Source organism: Homoserinibacter sp. YIM 151385 (genome assembly GCF_027912415.1).
Taxonomy (GTDB): domain Bacteria; phylum Actinomycetota; class Actinomycetes; order Actinomycetales; family Microbacteriaceae; genus Schumannella.
Map to the genome: position 1 here is coordinate 342297 of NZ_CP115175.1, position 20489 is coordinate 362785.

Below are 20489 nucleotides of genomic sequence, written 5' to 3' on the forward strand. Positions count from 1 at the left end.
ATTCGCATTCCCGAAGCCGTGATCCTGTGCCACTATCGACCAACAACCCGCACCACTGCGGCCGCGCGTCACGAAGGAGCTCCGATGCCCCGTCCTCTGCCCCGAGACCCCATGGTCCGCCAGCTCATCACGCAGGCCCGCGCCGCGCAGCTGAGCCGCCGCAACCTGCTCGCCGGTGCCGGGATCGGCGCCGCGACGCTCGGCCTCGCCGCCTGCGCCCCGCCCGCCGCGGCGGAGCTCACCCCCGCGACCGACGCATCCGAGAGCGAGAAGACGCTCATCTGGGCGAACTGGCCCGCCTACCTCGACGAGGACGACGCGGGCGACTCCCCGACGCTCGCCCGCTTCGAGGAGCAGAGCGGCATCGCCGTCGACTACCGCGTCGACGTCGACGACAACAACTCGTACTACGCGAAGGTGCGCGACCAGCTCGCCGCCGGCCGCGACATCGGCGCCGACACCGTGTGCCTCACCGAGTGGATGGTCGCCCGCCTCGTCCGCCTCGGCTACGTGCAGGAGCTCGACCGCGCCGCGATGCCGAACACCCGGAACCTCATCTCCTCGCTGGCCGAGCCGGACTTCGACCCCGGCCGCACGCGCTCCATGCCCTGGCAGGGCGGATTCGCCGGCATCGCGTGGAACACCGAGGAGATCGAGAAGCTCGAGAGCGTCTCCGACCTCTGGGCTCCCGAGCTCAAGGGCCGCGTCGGCGTCCTCAGCGAGATGCGCGACACCATCGGCCTCATCCTGCTCGAGCAGGGCGTCGACATCTCGGCGGAGTTCTCGGCGGACGAGTTCAAGGCCGCGATCGACGAGCTCAAATCGCACGTCGCCTCGGGTCAGCTCCGGACGGTCAAGGGCAACTCGTACCTCGACGACCTCAACAACGGCGACACCCTCGCCGCGATCTGCTGGTCGGGCGACATCACCGCGGCCAACCTCGAGGCCGGCTACGAGAAGTTCAAGTTCGTCATCCCCTCGGCGGGCGGCACGATCTGGAACGACACCTTCGTGGTCCCCATGGGCTCGACGCACAAGGCGAACGCCGAGGCGCTCATCGACTACTACTACGACCCGGAGGTCGCCGCCGAGGTGGCGGCCTGGGTGAACTACATCACACCCGTCGAAGGCGCCGTCGACAGCGAGTGGGTCAAGGCGAACGACCCCGAGCTCGCCGAGAACCAGCTCATCTTCCCGAACGAGGAGACGCTCTCGACCGTCAAGGCCTTCCGGACGCTCAGCCCCGAAGAGGAGCAGGCCTACGGCACCGAGTTCCAGAGCGTGCTGCTGGGCGCCTGATCGTGGCACAGGCATTCGACGAAGCCGGCGCCGACCTCGAGCTCCAGGGCATCACGAAGCGCTTCCCCGGCTTCACCGCGATCGACCGGCTGGATCTGACGATCCCGGCCGGGTCCTTCTTCGCCCTGCTCGGCCCGTCCGGGTGCGGCAAGACGACGACGCTGCGCCTCGTGGCGGGCCTCGAGCAGCCGACCGAGGGCCGGGTCCTCATCGGCGGCAAGGACGTCACGAGCACGAAGCCGCATCAGCGTCCCGTCAACACCGTGTTCCAGAGCTACGCGCTCTTCCCGCACATGACGGTGCTCCAGAACGTCGCCTTCGGCCTCAAGCGGCGCGGCGTCGCGGATTCGACGGCGAAGGCGCACGAGGCGCTCCAGCTCGTCGAGCTCGACCATCTCGCGCAGCGCCGTCCCGCCCAGCTCTCGGGCGGGCAGCAGCAGCGGGTCGCGCTCGCGCGCGCCGTCGTCAACCGCCCCGCCCTGCTGCTCCTCGACGAGCCGCTCGGCGCCCTCGACCTCAAGCTGCGCCGCCAGATGCAGTTCGAGCTCAAGCAGATCCAGCAGGAGGTCGGCCTCACCTTCCTCCACGTGACGCACGATCAGGAGGAGGCCATGACCATGGCCGACACGGTCGCCGTCATGAACAAGGGCGAGATCGAGCAGATGGGCGCGCCCGAGGAGCTCTACGAGCTGCCGCGGACCGCCTTCGTCGCGAACTTCCTCGGCCAGTCGAACCTCTTCACCGGGCGCGTCACGAGCTCGAAGGGGGAGGAGCTCGTGGTCGCGGTGGGCGACGCGAAGCTCGCCGTGCCGCGCGAGCGGGCCCAGCGCCACGCGGGCGAGGTCACGATCGGCGTGCGACCCGAGAAGCTCACGCTGCACACGGCGAAGCCGGTCGCCGCGGCCGGGGTGAACCTCCTCGGTCCCGGCCGGGTCGCCGATGTGTCCTTCAGCGGCGTCAGCACCCAGTACCAGGTCGAGGTCCCCGGGATCGGCGTCGTCGCGGTGTTCGCGCAGAACCTGCAGTTCGGACCCGCCGCGCAGCTCGGCGCCGAGGTCTGGCTCAGCTGGTCGATCGAGCACGGCTTCGGGCTCGAGGACGACCCCGCCACGGGGCCGCGCTTCGACGCGGACGACGACACGAAGTCGATCGCCGTCCAGCGCCGCGAGCGCATCGAGGCCGAGCTCGGCGAGGCCTGAGATGGCCTTCGGCGCGTTCGCGAGCACCGACGTCTCGGCCGAGCCGGCACCGCGCCGGCGCAGCCCGATCGTCCTGCTGCTCCTGCTCCCCGGCACCATCTACCTCGCGCTCACCTACGTGGCGCCGCTCGTGTCGCTCGTCCTCACGAGCCTCATGGCCCCCTCGCCGACCTTCGACATCGGGCAGTACGTCTACTCGACGAACCTCGCGAACTACGCGAACGCGTTCACGCAGTACGGCGAGATCCTCGCGCGCTCCTTCGGCTTCGCGCTCATGGCCACGATCCTCGCGCTCGTCCTCGGCTACCCGCTCGCGTACTTCATCGGGGTGACGCTGCGGACGGCGCCGCTGCTGCAGTCGCTCGCGCTCGTGCTCGTCATCGCGCCCTTCTTCATCAGCTTCCTCCTCCGCACCCTGGCCTGGAAGCAGATCTTCTCCGACGAGGGCCCGGTGCTCGGGGTGCTCGGGGCGATCGGCCTGGCCGGCCCCGACACCCACCTCACCGGCACCGCGTTCACGGTCGTCTTCGGCCTGACCTACAACTTCCTGCCCTTCACGGTCCTGCCGATCTACGCCTCGCTCGAGCGCCTCGACCTCCGCTACCTCGAGGCGGGCAGCGACCTCTACGCGAGCCGCACGAGCACCTTCCTCCGCATCACCCTCCCGCTCTCGATGCCCGGCGTCGTCTCCGGCACCCTGCTCACCTTCATCCCGGCGACCGGCGACTACATCAACGCGAGCCCGAGCTTCCTCGGGGGCCCCAGCACGGCGATGATCGGCAACGTCATCGAGCAGAACTTCCTCGCAACGCAGAACTACCCGATCGCGGCCGCGATGTCGATCATCCTCATGATCGCGATCCTCATCCCCGTCGCCCTGTACGTGCGGTTCAGCAAGACGGAGGACCTGCTGTGAAGATCCGGAACCTCGGCATCAGCGCCTACTCGATCGTCCTCTTCGCGATCCTGCTCGTCCCGATCGTCTACACGATCGTGTTCTCCTTCAACGACGCCGTGCGCAGCAACATCATCTGGCGCGGCTTCACCCTCGACAACTGGCTCGGCATCTGCGATGTGGAACGGGTCTGCACCGCCTTCGGGAACAGCATCCTCGTCGGCGTCACGGCGACGGTCTTCGCCGCCGCGATGGGCACCGCGATCGCGATCGGCCTCGTGCGCTACCGCTTCCGGTTCCGCAACACGCTCACCATCCTGCTCTTCCTCCCGATGGCGACGCCCGAGCTCATCCTCGGGTCCGGCCTCAGCTCGCAGCTCGTGAACCTCGGCATCGAGAAGAACCTCACCACCGTCGTCATCGCGCACATCATGTTCTGCATCAGCTTCGTCGTCGTGACCGTGCGCGCGCGGGTCGCGAGCATCGATCCGACGCTCGAGGAGGCGGGGCGCGACCTCTACGGCTCGCCCGCGCAGGTCTTCCTCCGCGTGACGCTGCCGCTGCTCGCGCCCGGCATCGTCGCCGCGTCGCTGCTCAGCTTCGCCCTGAGCTTCGACGACTTCATCATCACGAACTTCGTCTCCGGCGCCGCCGAGACCCTCCCGAAGTTCATCTACATCGCGGCCGCGCGCGGCATCCCCGCGCAGGCGAACGTGTTCGCGACGCTGATCTTCGCGCTCGCGATCGCGATCGTGCTCATCTCGCAGATCACCGCCGCCATCCGCCGTCGTCGTCTCCTCCACGAGGGCTGAGCCCGTTGAGCACCGGACGCTACGCCGACCGCGCGCGCCTCGGGCGGCTCATGCGCGAGGAGCTCGCGCGCTTCCGCGCCGAGCGGCCGCGCTCTGAGGAGCTCTGGCGGCGCGCCTCGGCGAACCTGCCGGACGGCGTCCCGATGCTCTGGATGACGAAGTGGCCCGGACCCTGGCCCGTGCACGTGGCGGAGGCCTCGGGGGCCCACTTCACCGATGTGGACGGCATCGACCACGTCGACCTCTGCCTGGGCGACACGGGCGCGATGGTGGGGCACGCGCCGGCCGCGTCGGTCGAGGCGGTCACCGCCCAGCTCCGACGCGGCGCGACCTTCATGATGCCGACCGAGGACGCCGGGATCGCGGCCTCGCTGCTCGCCGAGCGCTTCGGCCTCCCCAGCTGGCAGCTCACGCTCACGGCGACCGACGCGAATCGGCACCTCATCCGCCTCGCGCGGCACGTCACCGGGCGAGGCAAGATCGTCGCGATCGATTTCAGCTACCACGGCTCGGTCGACGAGACCTTCGCGACCCTCGACGAGGAGGGGCGGACGGTGGCCCGTCGCGGGAACATCGGCGCGCCCGTGCCGCTGGACGCGACGACCGTCGTCGTGCCCTTCAACGACGTGCCCGCGATGGAGGCGGCACTCGCGACCGGCGAGATCGCGGCGGTCCTCATCGAGCCGGCGATGACGAACATCGGCATCGTCCTGCCGGACGAGGGCTGGCATGAGGCGGTGCGCGCCGCCTGCGACGCGGCGGGTGCGCTGCTCGTCATCGACGAGACCCACACCCTCTGCGCCGGCCCCGGCGGCATGACCGCGCGGGACGGCCTCAGGCCGGATGCCGTGGTCGTCGGCAAGACGATCGCGGGCGGCATCCCGGCCGGCGCCTACGGGACGACCGCCGAGCTCGCCTCCCGCATCCGCGCGAGCCTCGCGGTCGACGGCGAGGGGCTCGAGGACATCGACGTCGGCGGTGTCGGCGGCACGCTCGCCGGGAATGCGGCATCGACCGCGGGGATCCGCGCGACGCTCTCCGAGGTGCTCACCGCCGAGGTCTACCCAGGCATGATCGAGCGGGCGACCGAGTGGACGGCGGGCGTGCAGGCCGCGATCGACGAGTTCGAGGTGCCGTGGCAGGTCACGCAGCTCGGCGCCCGCGCGGAGTACAGCTTCCGCGCGACCCCGCCGCGCGACGGACGCGAGGCCGCCGACGCGGACGACTTCGAGCTGCAGCAGTACCTGCACCTCCACGCGCTCAACCGCGGCATCCTCATCACCCCGTTCCACAACATGGCGCTCATGTGCCCCGCGACGACGAGCGCCGACGTCGCCCGCCACACGGCGGCTTTCCGCGAGGCCGTCGCGAGCCTCTTCGCCTGACCGTCTCGCGCGAACCCGGCCGAGCCCCGAGCCATCGCCGCCCGCCGGTCGGAAACTCAGGACTCCGCCGCCGGCGGTCCGACGATCCGGGTCTCCGCTCCTCGGGGTCCGCGCAGCACTCCTGAGTTTCCGACGTGCTCCCTCGGCCCCCCGTCCCGATCGCACGGGCCGGCACCAGCCCGCCGCCCGCCCGCTCGCTCCCCACGTCGGAAACTCAGGACTCCGCATCCCGCAGCCCCCGCATCGGCTTCGCATCCGAAGCGCGGATCGCCTCGACTCCTGAGTTTCCGACGTGGCGCGCTGCTTCGGACGTGGGGCCGGCGTCCTGGGCGCGGCATCCCGGCTGGCGCGTCGGAAACTCAGGAGTCGAGTCCGCGAGGCGGAGGGAGATCGCCCCGGATTCGCGCGCGCATCCGCGGGAGTCCTGAGTTTCCGACGTGCGGGCGCGGAGAACGGCGGGCGAGGCGGGCGGGCCGGCCGGGCGGGCGGGGCGCCTCAGATGGCAGGGCGGAGAGCGCCGACCGGCTCGCCGCCGCCCAGGACCCTCTCGAGGGTGAGCTCGAGCACCTCATCGGCGGCGTCGCGCGAGACGATGCCCTCCTGCGCGAGGATCTCGAGGCCGACGAGCGTCGTCGCCCTGGCGGAGCCGTCGAGCATCTTGAGCGCGAGCGTCGTGCCGTCGGACGCCGACATCACCAGGACGCCCTCGTGACCGCCCTTCGCGATGAGGCCGGTCCGCTCGATCGCGACAGTGTTCGCACGGCCCTCGCCGTCGAGCGCCCACGGGTCCCGGCGGATCGCGGCCGCGAGGGGCGCGTCGCTCGTGAGCGCGCGCGAGGTGCCGCGGGCGAGGCCGCGGAGGGTCAGCGCGTGGACGGGAGCCCCGCAGCCGTCGATCCCGCTGTGCTCGACGCGCTCGCCCGAGAGGGCCTCCACAGTCGAGACGATCACGCGCTGGAGCGGATGCTCGGGGGAGAGGTACCCGGCCGTCGGCCAGCCGACGTGCACGCAGGCGCCGAGGAAGGCGGCGTGCTTGCCGGAGCAGTTCTGCGTGATCCGGCGCGGCTCGGTCGCGGCACGGCGCGCGGCGCCGTCGAGCGGGTAGTCGAGCGCGCAGCCGAGGTCGGCCTCCGTGAGCCCGGATGCGGCGAGCATGCCCTCGACGACGGCGACGTGCCGCTCGGTGCCGCCGTGGCTCGCGGCGGCGAGGACGAGCTGCTCGCCCTCGAGCTGCAGGCCGGTGGCGAGCGCCGCGAGCGCCTGCTGAGGCTTGAGGGTGGATCGCGTGTAGACGAGCGCCCCGGTGTCGCCGTGGGCGCGCAGCACCGAGCCGTCGCCGTCGAGGAGCACGGCGGCACCGAGATGCCGCGACTCGACGAGGCCGGAGCGCTCGAGGACCGCGAGCTCGACGACCCCGTCGAGGTGGAGCGGATGCGACATCAGACCCCGGCGGCGGTGAGCGCCCGCTCGATCACCTCGACGGCCTCGCCGAGGAGCTCGTCGCTGATCGCCAGACTGGGGAGGAAGCGCAGCACGTTGCCCGAGCTGCCGGCGGTGAGGACGATGACGCCCTCTTGGGCGGCCGCCTTCGCGACCGCGCCGACGACATCCGCGCGCGGCTCGCCCGACTCGGGGTCGACGAGCTCGATCGCGAGCATGGCGCCCATGCCGCGGACCTCCGCGATGACGGGATGCGCGGCGCGCAGCGCCTCGAGCGCGGGCCGGAGCACCGCCTCGATGCGCGCGGCCTCGGCGAGGAGGCCGTCGCGCTCGATGCGCTCGAAGACGGCGACCGCGGCGGCCGCCGCGACGGGGTTGCCGCCGAAGGTGCCGCCGAGCCCGCCGGGCTGTGCGGCATCCATGATCTCCGCGCGGCCGGTGACCCCCGCGAGCGGGAGACCGCCGGCGATGCCCTTCGCGCTGAGGACGAGGTCGGGCACGAGGCCGAAGTGCTCGGAGGCGAACCAGGCGCCCGTGCGGGCCATGCCGGACTGGATCTCGTCGGCGATGAAGACGATGCCGTTCGCGGCGCACCACTCCTGGAGGGCTGCGAGGTAGCCCTCGGCGGGGACGACGAAGCCGCCCTCGCCCTGGACCGGCTCGACGACGAGGCAGGCGAGGTCGGCCGCGCCGGCGGTTTTCTCGAGGTGCGCGATGGTGCGGGCCGCCGCCTGGGCGCCGGTCAGGCCGTCGCGCAGCGGGTAGGAGTTAGGGGCGCGGTGCACGGAGCCGGCGAAGGGCCCGAAGCCGGTGCCGTAGGGCGCCGCCTTGTAGTTCATGGCCATCGTGAGGTTGGTGCGGCCGTGGTAGGCGTGATCGAGCACGGCGACGCCGGAGCGGCCCGTGAACTTGCGGGCGATCTTGACGCCGTTCTCGACGGCCTCCGCGCCCGAGTTCACGAGGACGGTCTTCTTCGCGAAGTCGCCGGGGGTCTTCTCGGCGAGGAGCTCGGCGACGCGGACGTAGGCCTCGTACGGGGTGACGGTGAAGAGCGTGTGGGTGACATCGCCGAGCTGACGGGTCGCCGCCTGGACGACCTCGTCGTCGGTGTGGCCGATGGTGGTGACGCCGATGCCGGCGCCGAGGTCGATGAAGCGGTTGCCGTCGACGTCCTCGACGATCGCGCCGTGCGAGCGGGCGATGTAGACCGGGAGCACCGACGCGACGCCGCCGGAGACGACCGCCTGGCGTCGGCGCTCGATCTCGACGGACTTCGGGCCGGGGATGGCGGTGACGACTCGGCGGGCCTGGGGCACGGCCGATAGCGTGGGGGTGTCGAGGGTGTCGGTCATGATCCTCCGAGTGTAGACCCGCGCCCGGAGCCCGCAGGGAGGGATCGCGTTGAGGAACGAGCACGATTATGCGGTTTCCGTCGAATGGACGGGCAATCGCGGGGCAGGTACGCAGTCGGTGCGCGGCTACGGCCGCGACCACGTGATCCGCGCGGCGGGCGGGCTCGAGCTCCTCGGCTCGGCCGATCCGTCGTTCCACGGCGACGCGGACCGGTGGAACCCCGAGCAGCTGCTCCTCGCGGCGCTCAGCCAGTGCCACCTCATGAGCTACCTCTACCAGGCGGCGAAGCACGGGGTCGTCGTCGAGTCCTACCGGGATGACGCGGTCGGGGTCCTCCGCCAGGCGGGGGAGGGCGGCGCCTTCGCGAGCGCCACCCTGCGGCCCGTCGTCACCGTCTCGGCCGGCGATCCGGAGCTCGCGCGGCGCCTGCATGCCGACGCCGCCGAGACCTGCTTCATCCGCGCGAGCGTGGCCTTCCCGGTCGGGCATGAGCCGACGATCCTCCTCGCCGACGACCCCCTGAGCTGAGCCGAGCTGAGCGAGCGCCGGTCGCGGGCCGCCCCTACCCCGCGCTCCGTTCGAGGCGGCGGCGGGCGCCGAGCGTCGCGACGACGAGGAGCACGAGCCCCAGCGCGCTGAACCCGAGCTGCATGGGCGCGGCGACGAGGCCGATGCTCGCGACCTGCAGCCCCATCCACAGCACGAGGGCGATGCCGATCGCGACGGCGGCCGGCCAGCCGAGCCGGTGCCGGATGCCGAGGAGGACCGCCGCGGCGAGCGATCCGAAGCCGAAGACGACGAGGAGGCCGAGACCCGGCCCGAGGTAGTCGCCCGGCCACCAGACCGGCAGCTGCTCGAGCTCGAGGCCGAGGGAGTGCCCGCTCGGGTCGACGAGGAACGCGACGCCGCCGACCGCTCCCGCCGCCGCGAGGGCCGCGAGGAGGACGATCGCCGTCGTGCGCACGAGCGCCGCTAGCCGAGCGCGTCGAGCGCCTGCTCGAGGACGCCGGCCGCGTCGTCGATGAGCGCCTCGCTGATGACGACGCTCGGCAGCAGCCGCAGGACCGAGTCCCAGCTGCCCGCGTCGAGGGGGATGACGCCGTGCGCCGTGGCGTGGCGCAGGATCGCGGTGAGCGCCTCCGGGTTCGGCTCGCGGGTTCCGGGCCGGACGAGCTCGACGCCGAACATGGCGCCCTTCCCGCGGACCTCCCCGACGACGGGGTAGCGCTCGGCCCAGTCGCCGATGCGGGCCCGCAGCGCGCGCTCGACGCGCTGCGCCTCGGCGATGAAGTCGTCGCGCTCGATGATCTCGAGGGTCTTCAGCGCGGCCGCGGCGGAGACCGGGTTGCCGCCGAAGGTGCCGCCGACCCCGCCGGGCTGGACGGCATCCATGATGTCGGCGCGTCCCGTGACGGCGGCGATGGGGAATCCGCCGGCGATGCCCTTCGCGGTCGTGACGAGATCGGGCACGACGCCGTGGTGCTCGATCGAGTACCAGGCGCCCGTGCGGGCGATGCCGGCCTGGATCTCGTCGGCGACGAAGACGATGCCGTGCTCCTCGCAGAACGCCTTGAGCGCCGCGAAGTACCCCTCGGCCGGGATGACGATGCCGCCGTCGCCCTGGATCGGCTCGACGAAGAGGCCCGCGACCTCCTCCGCCCCGATGTGGGTGCGGATGTAGTCGATCGTGCGCGCCGCCGCCTCGGGGCCCGAGAGCCCGTCCTTGAAGGGGTAGCTGACCGGCACCGAGTAGAGGTCGCCCGGGAAGGGGCCCATGCCCGCGCGCTCCGGCCAGGGGCGGTAGGTCATCGCCATCGTGAGGTTGGTGCGCCCGTGGAAGGCGTGGTCGAGCGAGAGGATGACGCGCCGGCCGGTGTGGCGGCGGACGATCTTGACGGCGTTCTCGACCGCCTCGGCGCCCGAGTTGACGAGGATGCTGCGCTTCTCGAAGTCGCCGGGGGTGATCTCGGCGAGCCGCTCCGCGAGGCGCACGTACGGCTCGTACGGGGTGACGGTGAAGAGCGTGTGGGTGAGCTTGCGCGCCTGCTCGGCCGCGGCCTCCGCGACCTCCGCGTTCGCGTGGCCGATCGTCGTCACGCCGATGCCGCAGCCGAGGTCGATGAGGCGGTTGCCGTCGACGTCCTCGAGGATCGCGCCCGAGCCGCGCTCCATGTAGATGCTCGCGAGGGTGCCGGCACCGCGCGAGACGGCGCGCTCGCGACGCTCCTGCAGCGCGAGCGAGCGGGGGCCGGGCAGATCGGTGACGAGCTTCCGCTCCTGGGGGATCGAGAAGTCCATGCGCCCAGCCTAGGCGCGTTCGTCCAGACTCCGCGGAGGCGGATGGACCAGACTGATCGCGTCCCCCGCACCGAATGGAAAGCGTGATCATGCGCCGTGCCCTCCCCGTCCTCGCCGCCTCGGCGGCCGTCGCGCTCGCGCTCGCCGGCTGCACGCCCGACAGCGGCACCACCTCGCAGGAGGGCGCCTCGGACGCGTGCCGGCCCACCGCGAGCGGCGCCGCCTCCGAGTCGGTGAAGGTGTCCGGCGAGCTGGGCGCGAAGCCCGAGATCGAGGCGCCGACGCCCATCGAGGGCGTCGAGGAGACGCAGCGCACCGTCGTCACGGAGGGCGACGGCGACCTCGTGGAGCCCGGCGCGACGGCGAACGTGCAGTTCACCCTCATCAACGGGACGACGGGCGAGCCCGCCACCGAGACGAGCTACGAGGAGGATGCGACGGAGGCGATCGTCGTCGACGAGGAGCAGTACCTCCCCGGCCTCGTGAAGGCGGTCGAGTGCTCGACGGTCGGCTCCCGCATCGTCGGCGTCGTGCCCCCGGCGGACGCCTTCGGCGAGCAGGGCCTCGAGCAGTTCGCGATCGGCGCCGAGGACCCCATCGTCTTCGTCGTCGACATCGTGAGCATCAAGAAGCCGCTCGTCCCGGCCGAGTGGACCGAGGACGTGCCGGAGGTCGAGTTCGACGGCGACGGCATCCCGACCCTCACGCTCCCGAAGACCGACCCGCCGAAGGAGCTCCAGCTGAAGGTGCTCGAGGAGGGCGACGGCGCGACGGTCGAGTCCGGCGACACCGTCACCGTCGACTACCAGGGCACCAGCTGGGACACCGGCGAGGTCTTCGACGAGAGCTTCACGAAGGAGCCGCTGGAGATCGCGACCGGCTCGGTGGTGCAGGGCTTCGAGGCGGCGCTCGTCGGCCAGAAGGTCGGCTCGAAGGTCGTCGTCGTGATGCCCCCGGAGCTCGCCTACGGCACGGACCCGGAGGCCCACGCGCTCGGCGGGCAGACGCTGGTCTTCGTCATGGACATCCAGGACACCGCCAAGTCCTGAGCGCCGCCCTGCCGCGGGACGCGCCGCTAGCCTGAGAGCATGCGGCGCGTCCTCATCCTCGGCTCCACCGGCTCCATCGGCACCCAGGCGCTCGACGTCATCGGCGATCAGCCGGGGCTCTTCGAGGTCGTCGGCCTCGCGGCGGGCTCGAGCCGCGAGCTCCTCGCCGAGCAGGCCTCGCGCCACGCGGTCGAGCACACCGCCCTCGGCATCGAGGAGGCCGTGCAGCTGGTGCGGGACGTCGAGGCGGATGTCGTGCTCAACGGGATCACCGGCTCGGTCGGCCTCGGGGCGACCCTCGCGGCGCTCCGGACCGACGCGCTCCTCGCCCTCGCCAACAAGGAGAGCCTCATCGTGGGCGGCTCGCTCGTGACGGAGGCCGCCTCGCCGGGGCAGATCGTGCCCGTCGACTCGGAGCACTCCGCGATCGCGCAGGCGCTGCGCTCGGGGTCCGCCGGCGAGGTCCGTCGTCTCGTCCTCACAGCATCCGGCGGACCGTTCCGGGGCCGCCGGCGAGCGGAGCTCGAGGACGTCACCCCCGCCCAGGCGCTCGCCCACCCCACCTGGGACATGGGCCGGGTCGTCACCACGAACTCCGCCACCCTCGTCAACAAGGGGCTCGAGGTCATCGAGGCGCATCTCCTGTTCGGCGTGCCCTACGACCGCATCGACGTGACGGTGCATCCGCAGTCGATCGTGCACTCCATGGTCGAGTTCGTCGACGGCTCGACGATCGCGCAGGCCTCCCCGCCGGACATGCGGCTGCCGATCTCGCTCGGCCTCGCCTGGCCCGAGCGGGTGCCGGGGGTGGGCGCGCCGCTCGACTGGACCGCGGCCTCCTCGTGGACCTTCGAGCCGCTCGACGAGGCGGCCTTCCCGGCGGTGCGGCTCGCGAAGCGCGCCGGGCGGACCGGCTCGACGGCGCCGGCGGTCTTCAACGCCGCCAACGAGCAGGCGGTGCACGCCTTCCACGACGGCCGCATCGGCTTCACGGGCATCGTCGACGTGGTCGAGCGGGTGCTCGACGAGCACGAGCCCGCCGCCAAGCTCACGCTCGAGGGCGTGCTCGAGGCGGAGCGGGCGGCGCGCGAGGCCGCCGACCGGCTCATCGCGGCCTCTTAGCCGCCGCTTAGCCGCCGCCGGGGCCGCGCCGGGCCGCGAGCCGGCGGGCACCCGCGAAGACGGGGGCCCGCTCCCAGCGTGCCTCGCGTACGCTCGCGACGTGGACTCGGTGCTCCTCTACATCCTCGGCATCCTCGTGGTGGCCGTGGGCCTCGCGATCTCGATCGGCCTGCACGAGGTCGGGCACCTCGTCCCCGCGAAGCGCTTCGGCGTCAAGGTCGGCCAGTTCATGATCGGCTTCGGGCCCACCCTCTGGTCGCGGCGCCGCGGCGAGACCGAGTACGGCATCAAGGCCCTCCCGCTCGGCGGCTACATCTCGATGACGGGCATGTTCCCGCCGGCCCGCGAGGGCGAGCGCGCCCGCACCGCCGGCACCGGCTTCCTCAACACGATGGTGCAGGATGCGCGCGACAGCTCCGCCTCGCAGATCGAGCCGGGGGAGGAGCACCGCACCTTCTACCGCCTGGCGACCTGGAAGCGCGTCGTCATCATGCTCGGCGGCCCGACCATGAATGTCCTCATCGCGATCGTGCTCTACGGGGTCGTGCTGTGCGGCTTCGGCGTGCCGGTCGCCTCGACGACGGTCGGGCGCGTGGACGCCTGCGTGATCCCCGCGACGAGCACGCAGACCGAGTGCGCCGAGGGCGACGCCGCCTCGCCGGCCGCGGCCGCGGGCATCCTCCCGGGCGACCGGCTCGTCGAGCTCGAGGGCCGAGCGGTCGAGAGCTGGGCGGATGCGACGGCGGTCATCCGCGACGCGCCCGGGACGGCCCTCGAGCTCGTCGTCGAGCGCGACGGCGAGGACGTGCCGCTCGAGCTGACGCCTCTCGCGACCGAGCGCTACGTCCTCGACGAGCGGGGCGGCGAGGTGGAGGGCGCCGACGGCGAGCCGCTCGTCGAGGAGGTCGGCTTCGTCGGGATCGGCGCGGCGACCGAGGTCGTGCGGCAGCCCGTCACGGAGGTCCTGCCGGCGGTGGGCGACAACGTCGTCCGCGTCGGCGGCATCATCCTGACCCTCCCGCAGCGGCTCGTGCAGGTCGCGCAGGCCGCGTTCGGCGACGAGGAGCGCGACCCGAACGGGCCCATCAGCGTCGTCGGCGTCGGACGCCTCGCGGGCGAGATCACGAGCCTCGACGAGCTCTCGATCGCCGACCGGATGGCGAGCCTCATCCAGATGGTCGCCGCCCTCAACGTCGCGCTCTTCGTCTTCAACCTGATCCCGCTCCTGCCGCTCGACGGGGGGCACGTCGCGGGCGCGCTCTGGGAGTCGCTGCGCCGCCGGCTCGCGAAGCTCTTCAAGCGACCCGACCCGGGCCCGGTCGACACCGCGAAGCTCATCCCCGTGACGCTCACGGTCGTCGCGGTCCTCGGCATCTCGAGCGCGCTGCTCATCTACGCCGACCTCGTGAACCCGGTGTCGCTGTTCTGACCCGGGGCGCCCCCGCCGCTCAGCGGCCGTCCACCCGGCGGAAGTAGGCTGTCGCCGTGCCCGCAGTCAACATCGGTATGCCCCGCTCCGCCCCCGAGGTCCTCGCGCCGAGGCGGGCGTCGCGTCAGATCAGGGTGGGGAGCGTCCTCGTCGGCGGCGACGCGCCGGTGAGCGTGCAGTCGATGACGACGACGCCCACCACGAACATCAACGCGACGCTCCAGCAGATCGCCGAGCTCACGGCCTCCGGCTGCGACATCGTGCGCGTCGCCTGCCCCAGCCAGGACGACGCGGATGTGCTCCACATCATCGCGAAGAAGAGCCAGATCCCGGTCATCGCCGACATCCACTTCCAGCCGAAGTACGTCTACCAGGCGATCGACGCGGGCTGCGCCGCGGTGCGCGTCAACCCCGGCAACATCCGCAAGTTCGACGACCAGGTCGGCGACATCGCGAAGGCGGCGAAGGATGCGGGCGTGTCCCTCCGCATCGGCGTCAACGCCGGCTCGCTCGACCGCCGCCTGCTCGAGAAGTACGGGAAGGCGACCCCCGAGGCGCTCGTCGAGAGCGCCGTCTGGGAGGCCTCGCTCTTCGAGGAGCACGACTTCCACGACTTCAAGATCTCGGTCAAGCACAACGACCCGATCGTCATGGTGAAGGCGTACCGCATGCTCGCCGAGCGCGGCGACTGGCCGCTGCACCTCGGCGTCACCGAGGCGGGCCCCGCGTTCCAGGGCACCATCAAGTCGGCGACCGCCTTCGGCATCCTCCTCTCGGAGGGCATCGGCGACACGATCCGCGTCTCGCTCTCGGCCCCGCCCGCCGAGGAGGTCAAGGTGGGGCTCCAGATCCTGCAGTCGCTCAACCTCCGCGAGCGCAAGCTCGAGATCGTCTCCTGCCCGTCCTGCGGGCGTGCGCAGGTCGACGTCTACTCGCTCGCCGACAACGTGACCGAGGGGCTCAAGGGCATGAGCGTGCCGCTCCGCGTCGCGGTCATGGGCTGCGTCGTGAACGGCCCGGGCGAGGCGCGCGAGGCGGATCTCGGGGTCGCCTCCGGCAACGGCAAAGGCCAGATCTTCGTCAAGGGCGAGGTCATCAAGACCGTCCCCGAGTCGGAGATCGTGGCGACGCTCATCGAGGAGGCGAACCGCCTGGCCGCGGAGATGCCGGCCGGCGAGACGGGCACGCCCGAGGTCATCACCGCCTGAGCGGTCCACCCGCGTCAGCGAAGCCGGCTCAGAGCAGCTGGCGCAGGTTCGCCTTCGCGAGGTCGATCACCTCGCGGGCGTCGCCGGAGAGCACGGTGCGCATCGCGTAGAGGCTGAAGCCCTTCGCCTGCTGCGCCTCGATGCTCGGCGGGAGGGAGAGCTCCTGGCGCTCGACCCGCACGCTGACGAGGGCGGGCCCGTCGGCCTCGAGTGCCCGGCGCAGCGCTCCGGGCAGCTCGTCCTCCGTCTCGACCCGCTCGGCGTGGAAGCCGCAGGCCCGCGCGACCGCCGCGAAGTCCGGGTTCTCGAGCTCGGTCGCGAAGTTCACGACGCCGGCCGCCTTCATCTCCACCTCGACGAAGGCGAGCGAGGAGTTCTCGTAGACGACGACCTTGACGGGCAGGTGCAGCTGGGCCGCCGTCGCGAGCTCCCCGAGCAGCATCGAGAGGCCGCCGTCGCCCGCCATCGCGATGACCTGGCGGGCGGGGTCGACCGCCTGCGCGCCGATCGCGAGGGGGAGCGCCGCCGCCATGGTCCCGTGGGCGAAGGAGCCGAGGAGTCGGCGCCCGGCGCCGATGTGCAGGTGGCGTGCGGCCCACACGACGGGCGTGCCGACGTCCGGGATGAGGATGGCGTCGTCCGCGGCGAGCTCGTCGAGCACGGCGGTGACATGCTGCGGGTGCAGCGGACCCTCGCCCTGGCGCTCCAGGCGATCGAAGCGCTCGCGGGTGCGCCGGTAGTGGTCCACCGAGCTGTCGAGGTGCTTGCGGCTGCGCGCCGGCGCGAGCCGGGGGAGGAGGGCGCGGATCGTCGGGCCGACGTCGCCGCGGAGACCCAGCTCCAGGGGCGCCCGACGCCCCAGCTGCTCGCCGCGGGCATCGACCTGGATGATCCTCGCGTCGGGATAGAACTCCTGGTACGGGAGGTCGGATCCGAGGACGAGCAGCGTGTCGCAGCGCTCCATGGCGCGATAGCCGCTCGCGAAGCCGAGCAGCCCCGTCATGCCGACGTCGTAGGGGTTGTCGTGCTCGATGTGCTCCTTGCCCCGGAGGGCGTGCACGATCGGGGCGGCGAGGGCGTCCGCGAGCTCGAGGACCTCGGCTCGCGCCCCCGCGACGCCCGCGCCGGCGAGGATCGTCACGCGCTTCGCCTCGCCGAGGATCGCGGCCGCACGATCGAGCTCCTCCGCGATCGGCACGGTCTCGGAGCGGGAGCGCCGGACCTCGACGGCGCGGTCGCCGACCGCCTCCGCGAGTGCGAGGTCGCCCGGGATCACGATGACCGCGACGCCCCGGCGCTCCACCGCCTCCCGCATCGCGATCTCGAGGACGCGCGGCATCTGGGCAGGTGTCGAGACGAGCTCGCAGTACACGCTGCACTCGCGGAAGAGCTCGGTCGGGTGCGTCTCCTGGAAGTAGGTGCTGCCGATCTCAGCGCTCGGGATGTGCGCCGCGATCGCGAGGACGGGGACCCTGCTCCGGTTCGCGTCGTAGAGGCCGTTCACGAGGTGGAGATTCCCGGGACCGCAGCTGCCCGCGCACACGGCGAGCTCGCCGGTGATCTCCGCCTCGGCGCCCGCCGCGAAGGCGGCCGACTCCTCGTGCCGCACCAGCATCCACTCCAGCGCCTCGCTCGTGCGGATCGCGTCGGTGACGCCGTTGAGCGAGTCGCCGGGCACGCCCCAGACACGCGAGACACCATTCGCGGCGAGGGTGCGGACGAGGTTCTCGGCGATCTTGGGCATGCCTCCATGGAAGCGCGCCCGCGGCCGGACGCCCCCGACGCGGAGCGGATCCCCAGCCGCCGGTAGCATCGAGGTCGTGCCCACTCGCCTCAGCCAGCTCTTCGTCCGCACGCTGCGCGACGACCCCGCCGACGCGGAGGTCGCGAGCCACCGCCTGCTCGTCCGCGCCGGATACATCCGTCGCCAGGCGCCGGGCGTCTTCTCGTGGCTGCCGCTGGGTCTCCGCGTCCGCCGCAACATCGAGCGGGTGATCCGGGAGGAGATGGCGCGCGCCGGCGCGCAGGAGGTGCTCTTCCCCGCGCTCCTGCCCCGCGAGCCCTACGAGCGCACGGGCCGCTGGGAGGAGTACGGCGACGCGCTGTTCCGCCTGCAGGACCGCAAGGGCGCCGACTACCTGCTCGCGCCCACGCACGAGGAGGTCTTCACGCTGCTCGTGAAGGACCTCTACTCAAGCTACAAGGACCTGCCGCTCACGATCTTCCAGATCCAGGACAAGTACCGGGACGAGGCCCGTCCCCGCGCCGGCCTCCTCCGCGGCCGGGAGTTCTCGATGAAGGACGCCTACTCCTTCGACGCGAGCGACGCGGGACTGGATGCGAGCTACCAGGCCCAGCGCGACGCCTACGAGCGCATCTTCCAGCGGCTCGGCATGGAGTACGTCATCGTCGCCGCCGATGCGGGCGCGATGGGCGGCTCGCGTTCGGAGGAGTTCCTGCACCCGACCGCGATCGGCGAGGACACCTTCGTTCGGAGCGCCGGCGGCTACGCCGCGAACGTCGAGGCGTACACGACGACCGCCCCCGAGGCGCAGTCCCTCGAGGGCCGTCCCGAGGCGCGCATCCACGACACTCCCGACACCCCGACGATCGCGACGCTCGTCGAGGTCGCGAACCGGGTGGAGCCGCGCGAGGCGGGCGCGTGGACGGCGGCCGACACGCTCAAGAACGTCGTCCTCCGGCTCACGCACCTCGACGGCTCGACGGAGGTCGTCGTGGTCGGGCTCCCCGGCGACCGCGAGGTCGACCTCAAGCGCGCGGAGGTCGCCTTCGCGCCCGCCGAGGTCGAGGCGGCGACCGAGGAGGACTTCGAGCGCCATCCGCTGCTCGTGAAGGGCTACATCGGCCCCTGGTCGCCGACGGGGGCGATCCTCGGCGAGGAGTCCGCGACCGGCATCCGCTTCCTCCTCGACCCCCGGGTCGTCGACGGCACGGCCTGGATCACGGGCGCGAACGCGGACGGACGGCACGTCTTCGGCCTCCTCGCGGGCCGCGACTTCGCCGCCGACGGCACGGTGGAGGTCGCCGAGGTCCGCGACGGCGACCCCGCACCGGACGGCTCGGGGCCGGTCGAGCTCGCGCGCGGGATGGAGATCGGCCACGTGTTCCAGCTGGGCCGCAAGTACGCGGAGGCGCTCGACCTCAAGGTCCTCGACGAGAACGGCAAGCTCGTGACCGTCACGATGGGCTCCTACGGGATCGGCGTGACCCGCATCCTCGCCGCGATCGCGGAGGGGTCCTCGGACGAGCGCGGGCTGCTGTGGCCGAAGGAGATCGCGCCCTTCGACGTGCACGTCGTCGCGACCGGCAAGGACCAGACCGCGTTCGACCTCGCGGAGCAGCTGACGGCCGAGTTCGAGGGCCAGGGGCTCGAGGTGCTCCTCGACGACCGCCCGAAGGTCTCGCCCGGCGTGAAGTTCGGCGACGCCGAGCTGCTCGGCGTGCCCGTCATCGTGATCGCGGGCCGGAACGCGGGCGAGGGCGTCGTCGAGTTCTGGGATCGCCGCTCGGGCGAGCGGCGCGACGTCGCCGCCTCCGAGGTGGCGGCGCTGCTCGCCTGAGCGGCGGGATCCGGCGCACCCGGACCGCTCGTCGCGGTCCGCGCCGCGACGGCGGCCGTGCGCGTCTCCGGTAGACTCGACGGTCGCACCCGCACCACCGGGGTGCACTCGAAGCTGAATATCGGAGGGTCTCGAATGGACATCGACCTCGGCGTGCTGCGCCTCATGGAACGCGAGCGGGAGATCCCCTTCGACGAGCTCGTCCGCATCATCGAGCAGGCCATCCTCACCGCGTACCTCAAGCACACCGATCAGGAGCCGGACTCCGGCGCCCGCGTCGAGCTCGACCGCAAGAGCGGCCACGTGACCGTCTACGTCCCCGAGCTCGACGAGGCGGGCGAGGTCGTCGGCGAGGCGATCGACAGCCCCGACGACTTCGGCCGGATCGCGGCCTTCGCGGCGAAGCAGGTCATCAACCAGCGTCTTCGCGACATCGGCGACGACAAGGTGCTCGGCGAGTTCCGCGGCCGCGAGGGCGACATCGTGGCGGGCGTCGTGCAGCAGGGCCCGAACCCGCGCATGATCCACATCGACCTCGGCAGCATCGAGGCCATCCTGCCGCCCGAGGAGCAGGTGCCGGGAGAGGACTATGCGCACGGCTCGCGCATCCGCGTCTACGTCACGAGCGTCTCGAAGGGGCTCAAGGGCCCCTCGATCACGGTCAGCCGCACGCATCCGGGGCTCGTGCGGAAGCTCTTCGCGCTCGAGGTGCCGGAGATCGCCTCCGGCCTCGTCGAGATCACCTCCCTCGCCCGCGAGGCCGGCCACCGCACGAAGATCGCCGTGCGCGCGACCGAGCCCGGCATCAACGCGAAGGGCGCCTGCATCGGCGAGCTGGGGCAGCGCGTGCGCGCCGTCACCGCCGAGCTCAACGGCGAGAAGATCGACATCGTCGACTACTCGGAGACCCTCGCGACCTTCGTCGCGAGCGCGCTGAGCCCCGCCAAGGTGACGAGCGCCTTCGTCGTCGACGAGGGACTCAAGGCGGTCCGCGCCCTCGTGCCCGACTACCAGCTCTCGCTCGCGATCGGCAAGGAGGGCCAGAACGCCCGCCTCGCGGCGAAGCTGACCGGCGCGCGCATCGACATCCAGCCCGACTCCGTGATGGACGAGTGACGCGACGCGCCGGGCGTCGACCGTCCCCCAGCCCGAGGGGGTAGGATGGGTCCGTTGAGAACCTGCCTGGGTTGTCGTCAGCGTGCTCCCCGCGATTCGCTTCTGCGAGTCGTCGCGCGCGGCGACCGGGTCGTGGCGGATGCCGCGGCACGGCTTCCAGGCAGGGGCGCGTGGGTGCATCCGAGCCTCGGATGCATCGAGAACGCGGTGCGGCGCAAGGCCCTCGGGCGAGCGCTGCGCACGACCGTCACCGATACATCAGACCTCAAAGAACAGGCTGAACGGCTTATGGACAAGTAATGA

The 20489-nt window shown here is 72.0% G+C and carries 18 protein-coding genes; 13 read left to right on the plus strand and 5 right to left on the minus strand.

All coding sequences use genetic code 11. The annotated features are described in order from the left end of the window. Positions 1-84: 84 nt before the first annotated feature. Genes OF852_RS01650 through OF852_RS01670 form a run of 5 tightly spaced genes read left to right on the plus strand, consistent with a single transcriptional unit; the run spans position 85 to position 5590 of the window. Positions 85-1299, plus strand: coding sequence for an ABC transporter substrate-binding protein (locus OF852_RS01650; RefSeq protein WP_271120077.1), 1215 nt, complete (start codon positions 85-87; stop codon positions 1297-1299). A gap of 2 nt (positions 1300-1301) precedes the next feature. Continuing rightward, positions 1302-2498, plus strand: a complete 1197-nt coding sequence (locus OF852_RS01655) for an ABC transporter ATP-binding protein (RefSeq protein ID WP_271120078.1) — start codon at positions 1302-1304, stop codon at positions 2496-2498. Between the two features lies 1 nt (position 2499). Beyond that, positions 2500-3414, plus strand: coding sequence for an ABC transporter permease (locus tag OF852_RS01660; protein ID WP_271120079.1), 915 nt, complete (start codon positions 2500-2502; stop codon positions 3412-3414). Next, positions 3411-4205 (plus strand): ABC transporter permease, encoded by a 795-nt coding sequence (locus OF852_RS01665; RefSeq protein WP_271120080.1) that lies wholly within the window; start codon positions 3411-3413, stop codon positions 4203-4205. The genes OF852_RS01660 and OF852_RS01665 overlap by 4 nt, the downstream gene beginning before the upstream one ends. A gap of 5 nt (positions 4206-4210) precedes the next feature. Further along, entirely contained in the window at positions 4211-5590 is a 1380-nt protein-coding gene (locus OF852_RS01670) for a transaminase (protein WP_271120081.1), read from the plus strand. Positions 5591-6085: 495 nt separating this feature from the next. Here OF852_RS01670 and OF852_RS01675 read toward each other — a convergent pair whose 3' ends face one another. Together OF852_RS01675 and gabT are read right to left on the minus strand one after the other, a co-directional pair. After that, positions 6086-7030 (minus strand): asparaginase, encoded by a 945-nt coding sequence (locus OF852_RS01675; RefSeq protein ID WP_271120082.1) that lies wholly within the window; start codon positions 7028-7030, stop codon positions 6086-6088. Beyond that, positions 7030-8382, minus strand: coding sequence for a 4-aminobutyrate--2-oxoglutarate transaminase (gene gabT, locus OF852_RS01680; protein ID WP_271120083.1), 1353 nt, complete (start codon positions 8380-8382; stop codon positions 7030-7032). Before gabT ends, OF852_RS01675 begins: the two co-directional genes overlap by 1 nt. Before the next feature lie 49 nt (positions 8383-8431). Here gabT and OF852_RS01685 point away from each other — a divergent pair, with 49 nt between their 5' ends. Then, a complete protein-coding gene (locus tag OF852_RS01685) occupies positions 8432-8911 on the plus strand; it encodes an OsmC family protein (protein ID WP_271120084.1) in 480 nt (159 codons plus the stop codon). Between the two features lie 34 nt (positions 8912-8945). Here the strand turns inward: OF852_RS01685 and OF852_RS01690 are convergent, their stop codons facing one another. Both OF852_RS01690 and OF852_RS01695 read right to left on the minus strand, forming a co-directional pair. Beyond that, positions 8946-9347 (minus strand): hypothetical protein, encoded by a 402-nt coding sequence (locus tag OF852_RS01690; protein ID WP_271120085.1) that lies wholly within the window; start codon positions 9345-9347, stop codon positions 8946-8948. 8 nt (positions 9348-9355) lie between these two features. Continuing rightward, the gene (locus tag OF852_RS01695; RefSeq protein ID WP_271120086.1) at positions 9356-10681 is read right to left on the minus strand and encodes an aminotransferase class III-fold pyridoxal phosphate-dependent enzyme; all 1326 of its coding nucleotides are present in this window, start codon (positions 10679-10681) and stop codon (positions 9356-9358) included. An 89-nt stretch (positions 10682-10770) separates the two neighbouring features. On the opposite strand from OF852_RS01695, the gene OF852_RS01700 reads away from it, so the two are divergent. The 4 genes from OF852_RS01700 (at position 10771) to ispG (ending at position 15489) form a co-directional block, all read left to right on the plus strand. Further along, complete coding sequence (locus OF852_RS01700) at positions 10771-11730, plus strand: FKBP-type peptidyl-prolyl cis-trans isomerase (RefSeq protein ID WP_271121092.1); 960 nt, start codon at positions 10771-10773, stop codon at positions 11728-11730. A gap of 39 nt (positions 11731-11769) precedes the next feature. Then, complete coding sequence (gene dxr / locus OF852_RS01705) at positions 11770-12852, plus strand: 1-deoxy-D-xylulose-5-phosphate reductoisomerase (RefSeq protein WP_271120087.1); 1083 nt, start codon at positions 11770-11772, stop codon at positions 12850-12852. A 100-nt stretch (positions 12853-12952) separates the two neighbouring features. Further along, positions 12953-14281: a M50 family metallopeptidase gene (locus tag OF852_RS01710; protein WP_271120088.1), complete on the plus strand. Its 1329-nt coding sequence runs from the start codon at positions 12953-12955 to the stop codon at positions 14279-14281. A gap of 56 nt (positions 14282-14337) precedes the next feature. Beyond that, a complete protein-coding gene (ispG, locus tag OF852_RS01715; RefSeq protein ID WP_271120089.1) occupies positions 14338-15489 on the plus strand; it encodes a flavodoxin-dependent (E)-4-hydroxy-3-methylbut-2-enyl-diphosphate synthase in 1152 nt (383 codons plus the stop codon). A gap of 28 nt (positions 15490-15517) precedes the next feature. Here the strand turns inward: ispG and poxB are convergent, their stop codons facing one another. Beyond that, positions 15518-17233 carry a ubiquinone-dependent pyruvate dehydrogenase gene (gene poxB / locus OF852_RS01720; RefSeq protein ID WP_271120090.1) on the minus strand — a complete coding sequence of 572 codons (1716 nt, stop codon included), beginning with the start codon at positions 17231-17233 and terminating at the stop codon, positions 15518-15520. A gap of 76 nt (positions 17234-17309) precedes the next feature. On the opposite strand from poxB, the gene OF852_RS01725 reads away from it, so the two are divergent. The 3 genes from OF852_RS01725 to OF852_RS01735 all read left to right on the plus strand — a co-directional run bounded on the left by OF852_RS01725 (position 17310) and on the right by OF852_RS01735 (position 20486). Further along, positions 17310-19070 carry a proline--tRNA ligase gene (locus OF852_RS01725; RefSeq protein ID WP_271120091.1) on the plus strand — a complete coding sequence of 587 codons (1761 nt, stop codon included), beginning with the start codon at positions 17310-17312 and terminating at the stop codon, positions 19068-19070. A 135-nt stretch (positions 19071-19205) separates the two neighbouring features. Continuing rightward, complete coding sequence (gene nusA / locus OF852_RS01730; protein WP_271120092.1) at positions 19206-20186, plus strand: transcription termination factor NusA; 981 nt, start codon at positions 19206-19208, stop codon at positions 20184-20186. 45 nt (positions 20187-20231) lie between these two features. After that, positions 20232-20486: a YlxR family protein gene (locus tag OF852_RS01735; RefSeq protein ID WP_271120093.1), complete on the plus strand. Its 255-nt coding sequence runs from the start codon at positions 20232-20234 to the stop codon at positions 20484-20486. Positions 20487-20489 lie beyond the last annotated feature (3 nt).

What these genes read in the sequence shown, in the direction of transcription:
- OF852_RS01650 (WP_271120077.1), top strand. Translation starts at nt 85, where the DNA reads ATGCCCCGTCCTCTGCCCCGAGACCCCATGGTCCGCCAGCTCATCACG.
- gabT (WP_271120083.1), bottom strand. Translation starts at nt 8,382, where the DNA reads ATGACCGACACCCTCGACACCCCCACGCTATCGGCCGTGCCCCAGGCC.
- OF852_RS01660 (WP_271120079.1), top strand. Translation starts at nt 2,500, where the DNA reads ATGGCCTTCGGCGCGTTCGCGAGCACCGACGTCTCGGCCGAGCCGGCA.
- nusA (WP_271120092.1), top strand. Translation starts at nt 19,206, where the DNA reads ATGGACATCGACCTCGGCGTGCTGCGCCTCATGGAACGCGAGCGGGAG.
- OF852_RS01735 (WP_271120093.1), top strand. Translation starts at nt 20,232, where the DNA reads ATGGGTCCGTTGAGAACCTGCCTGGGTTGTCGTCAGCGTGCTCCCCGC.
- OF852_RS01675 (WP_271120082.1), bottom strand. Translation starts at nt 7,030, where the DNA reads ATGTCGCATCCGCTCCACCTCGACGGGGTCGTCGAGCTCGCGGTCCTC.
- dxr (WP_271120087.1), top strand. Translation starts at nt 11,770, where the DNA reads ATGCGGCGCGTCCTCATCCTCGGCTCCACCGGCTCCATCGGCACCCAG.
- poxB (WP_271120090.1), bottom strand. Translation starts at nt 17,233, where the DNA reads ATGCCCAAGATCGCCGAGAACCTCGTCCGCACCCTCGCCGCGAATGGT.
- OF852_RS01695 (WP_271120086.1), bottom strand. Translation starts at nt 10,681, where the DNA reads ATGGACTTCTCGATCCCCCAGGAGCGGAAGCTCGTCACCGATCTGCCC.
- OF852_RS01700 (WP_271121092.1), top strand. Translation starts at nt 10,771, where the DNA reads ATGCGCCGTGCCCTCCCCGTCCTCGCCGCCTCGGCGGCCGTCGCGCTC.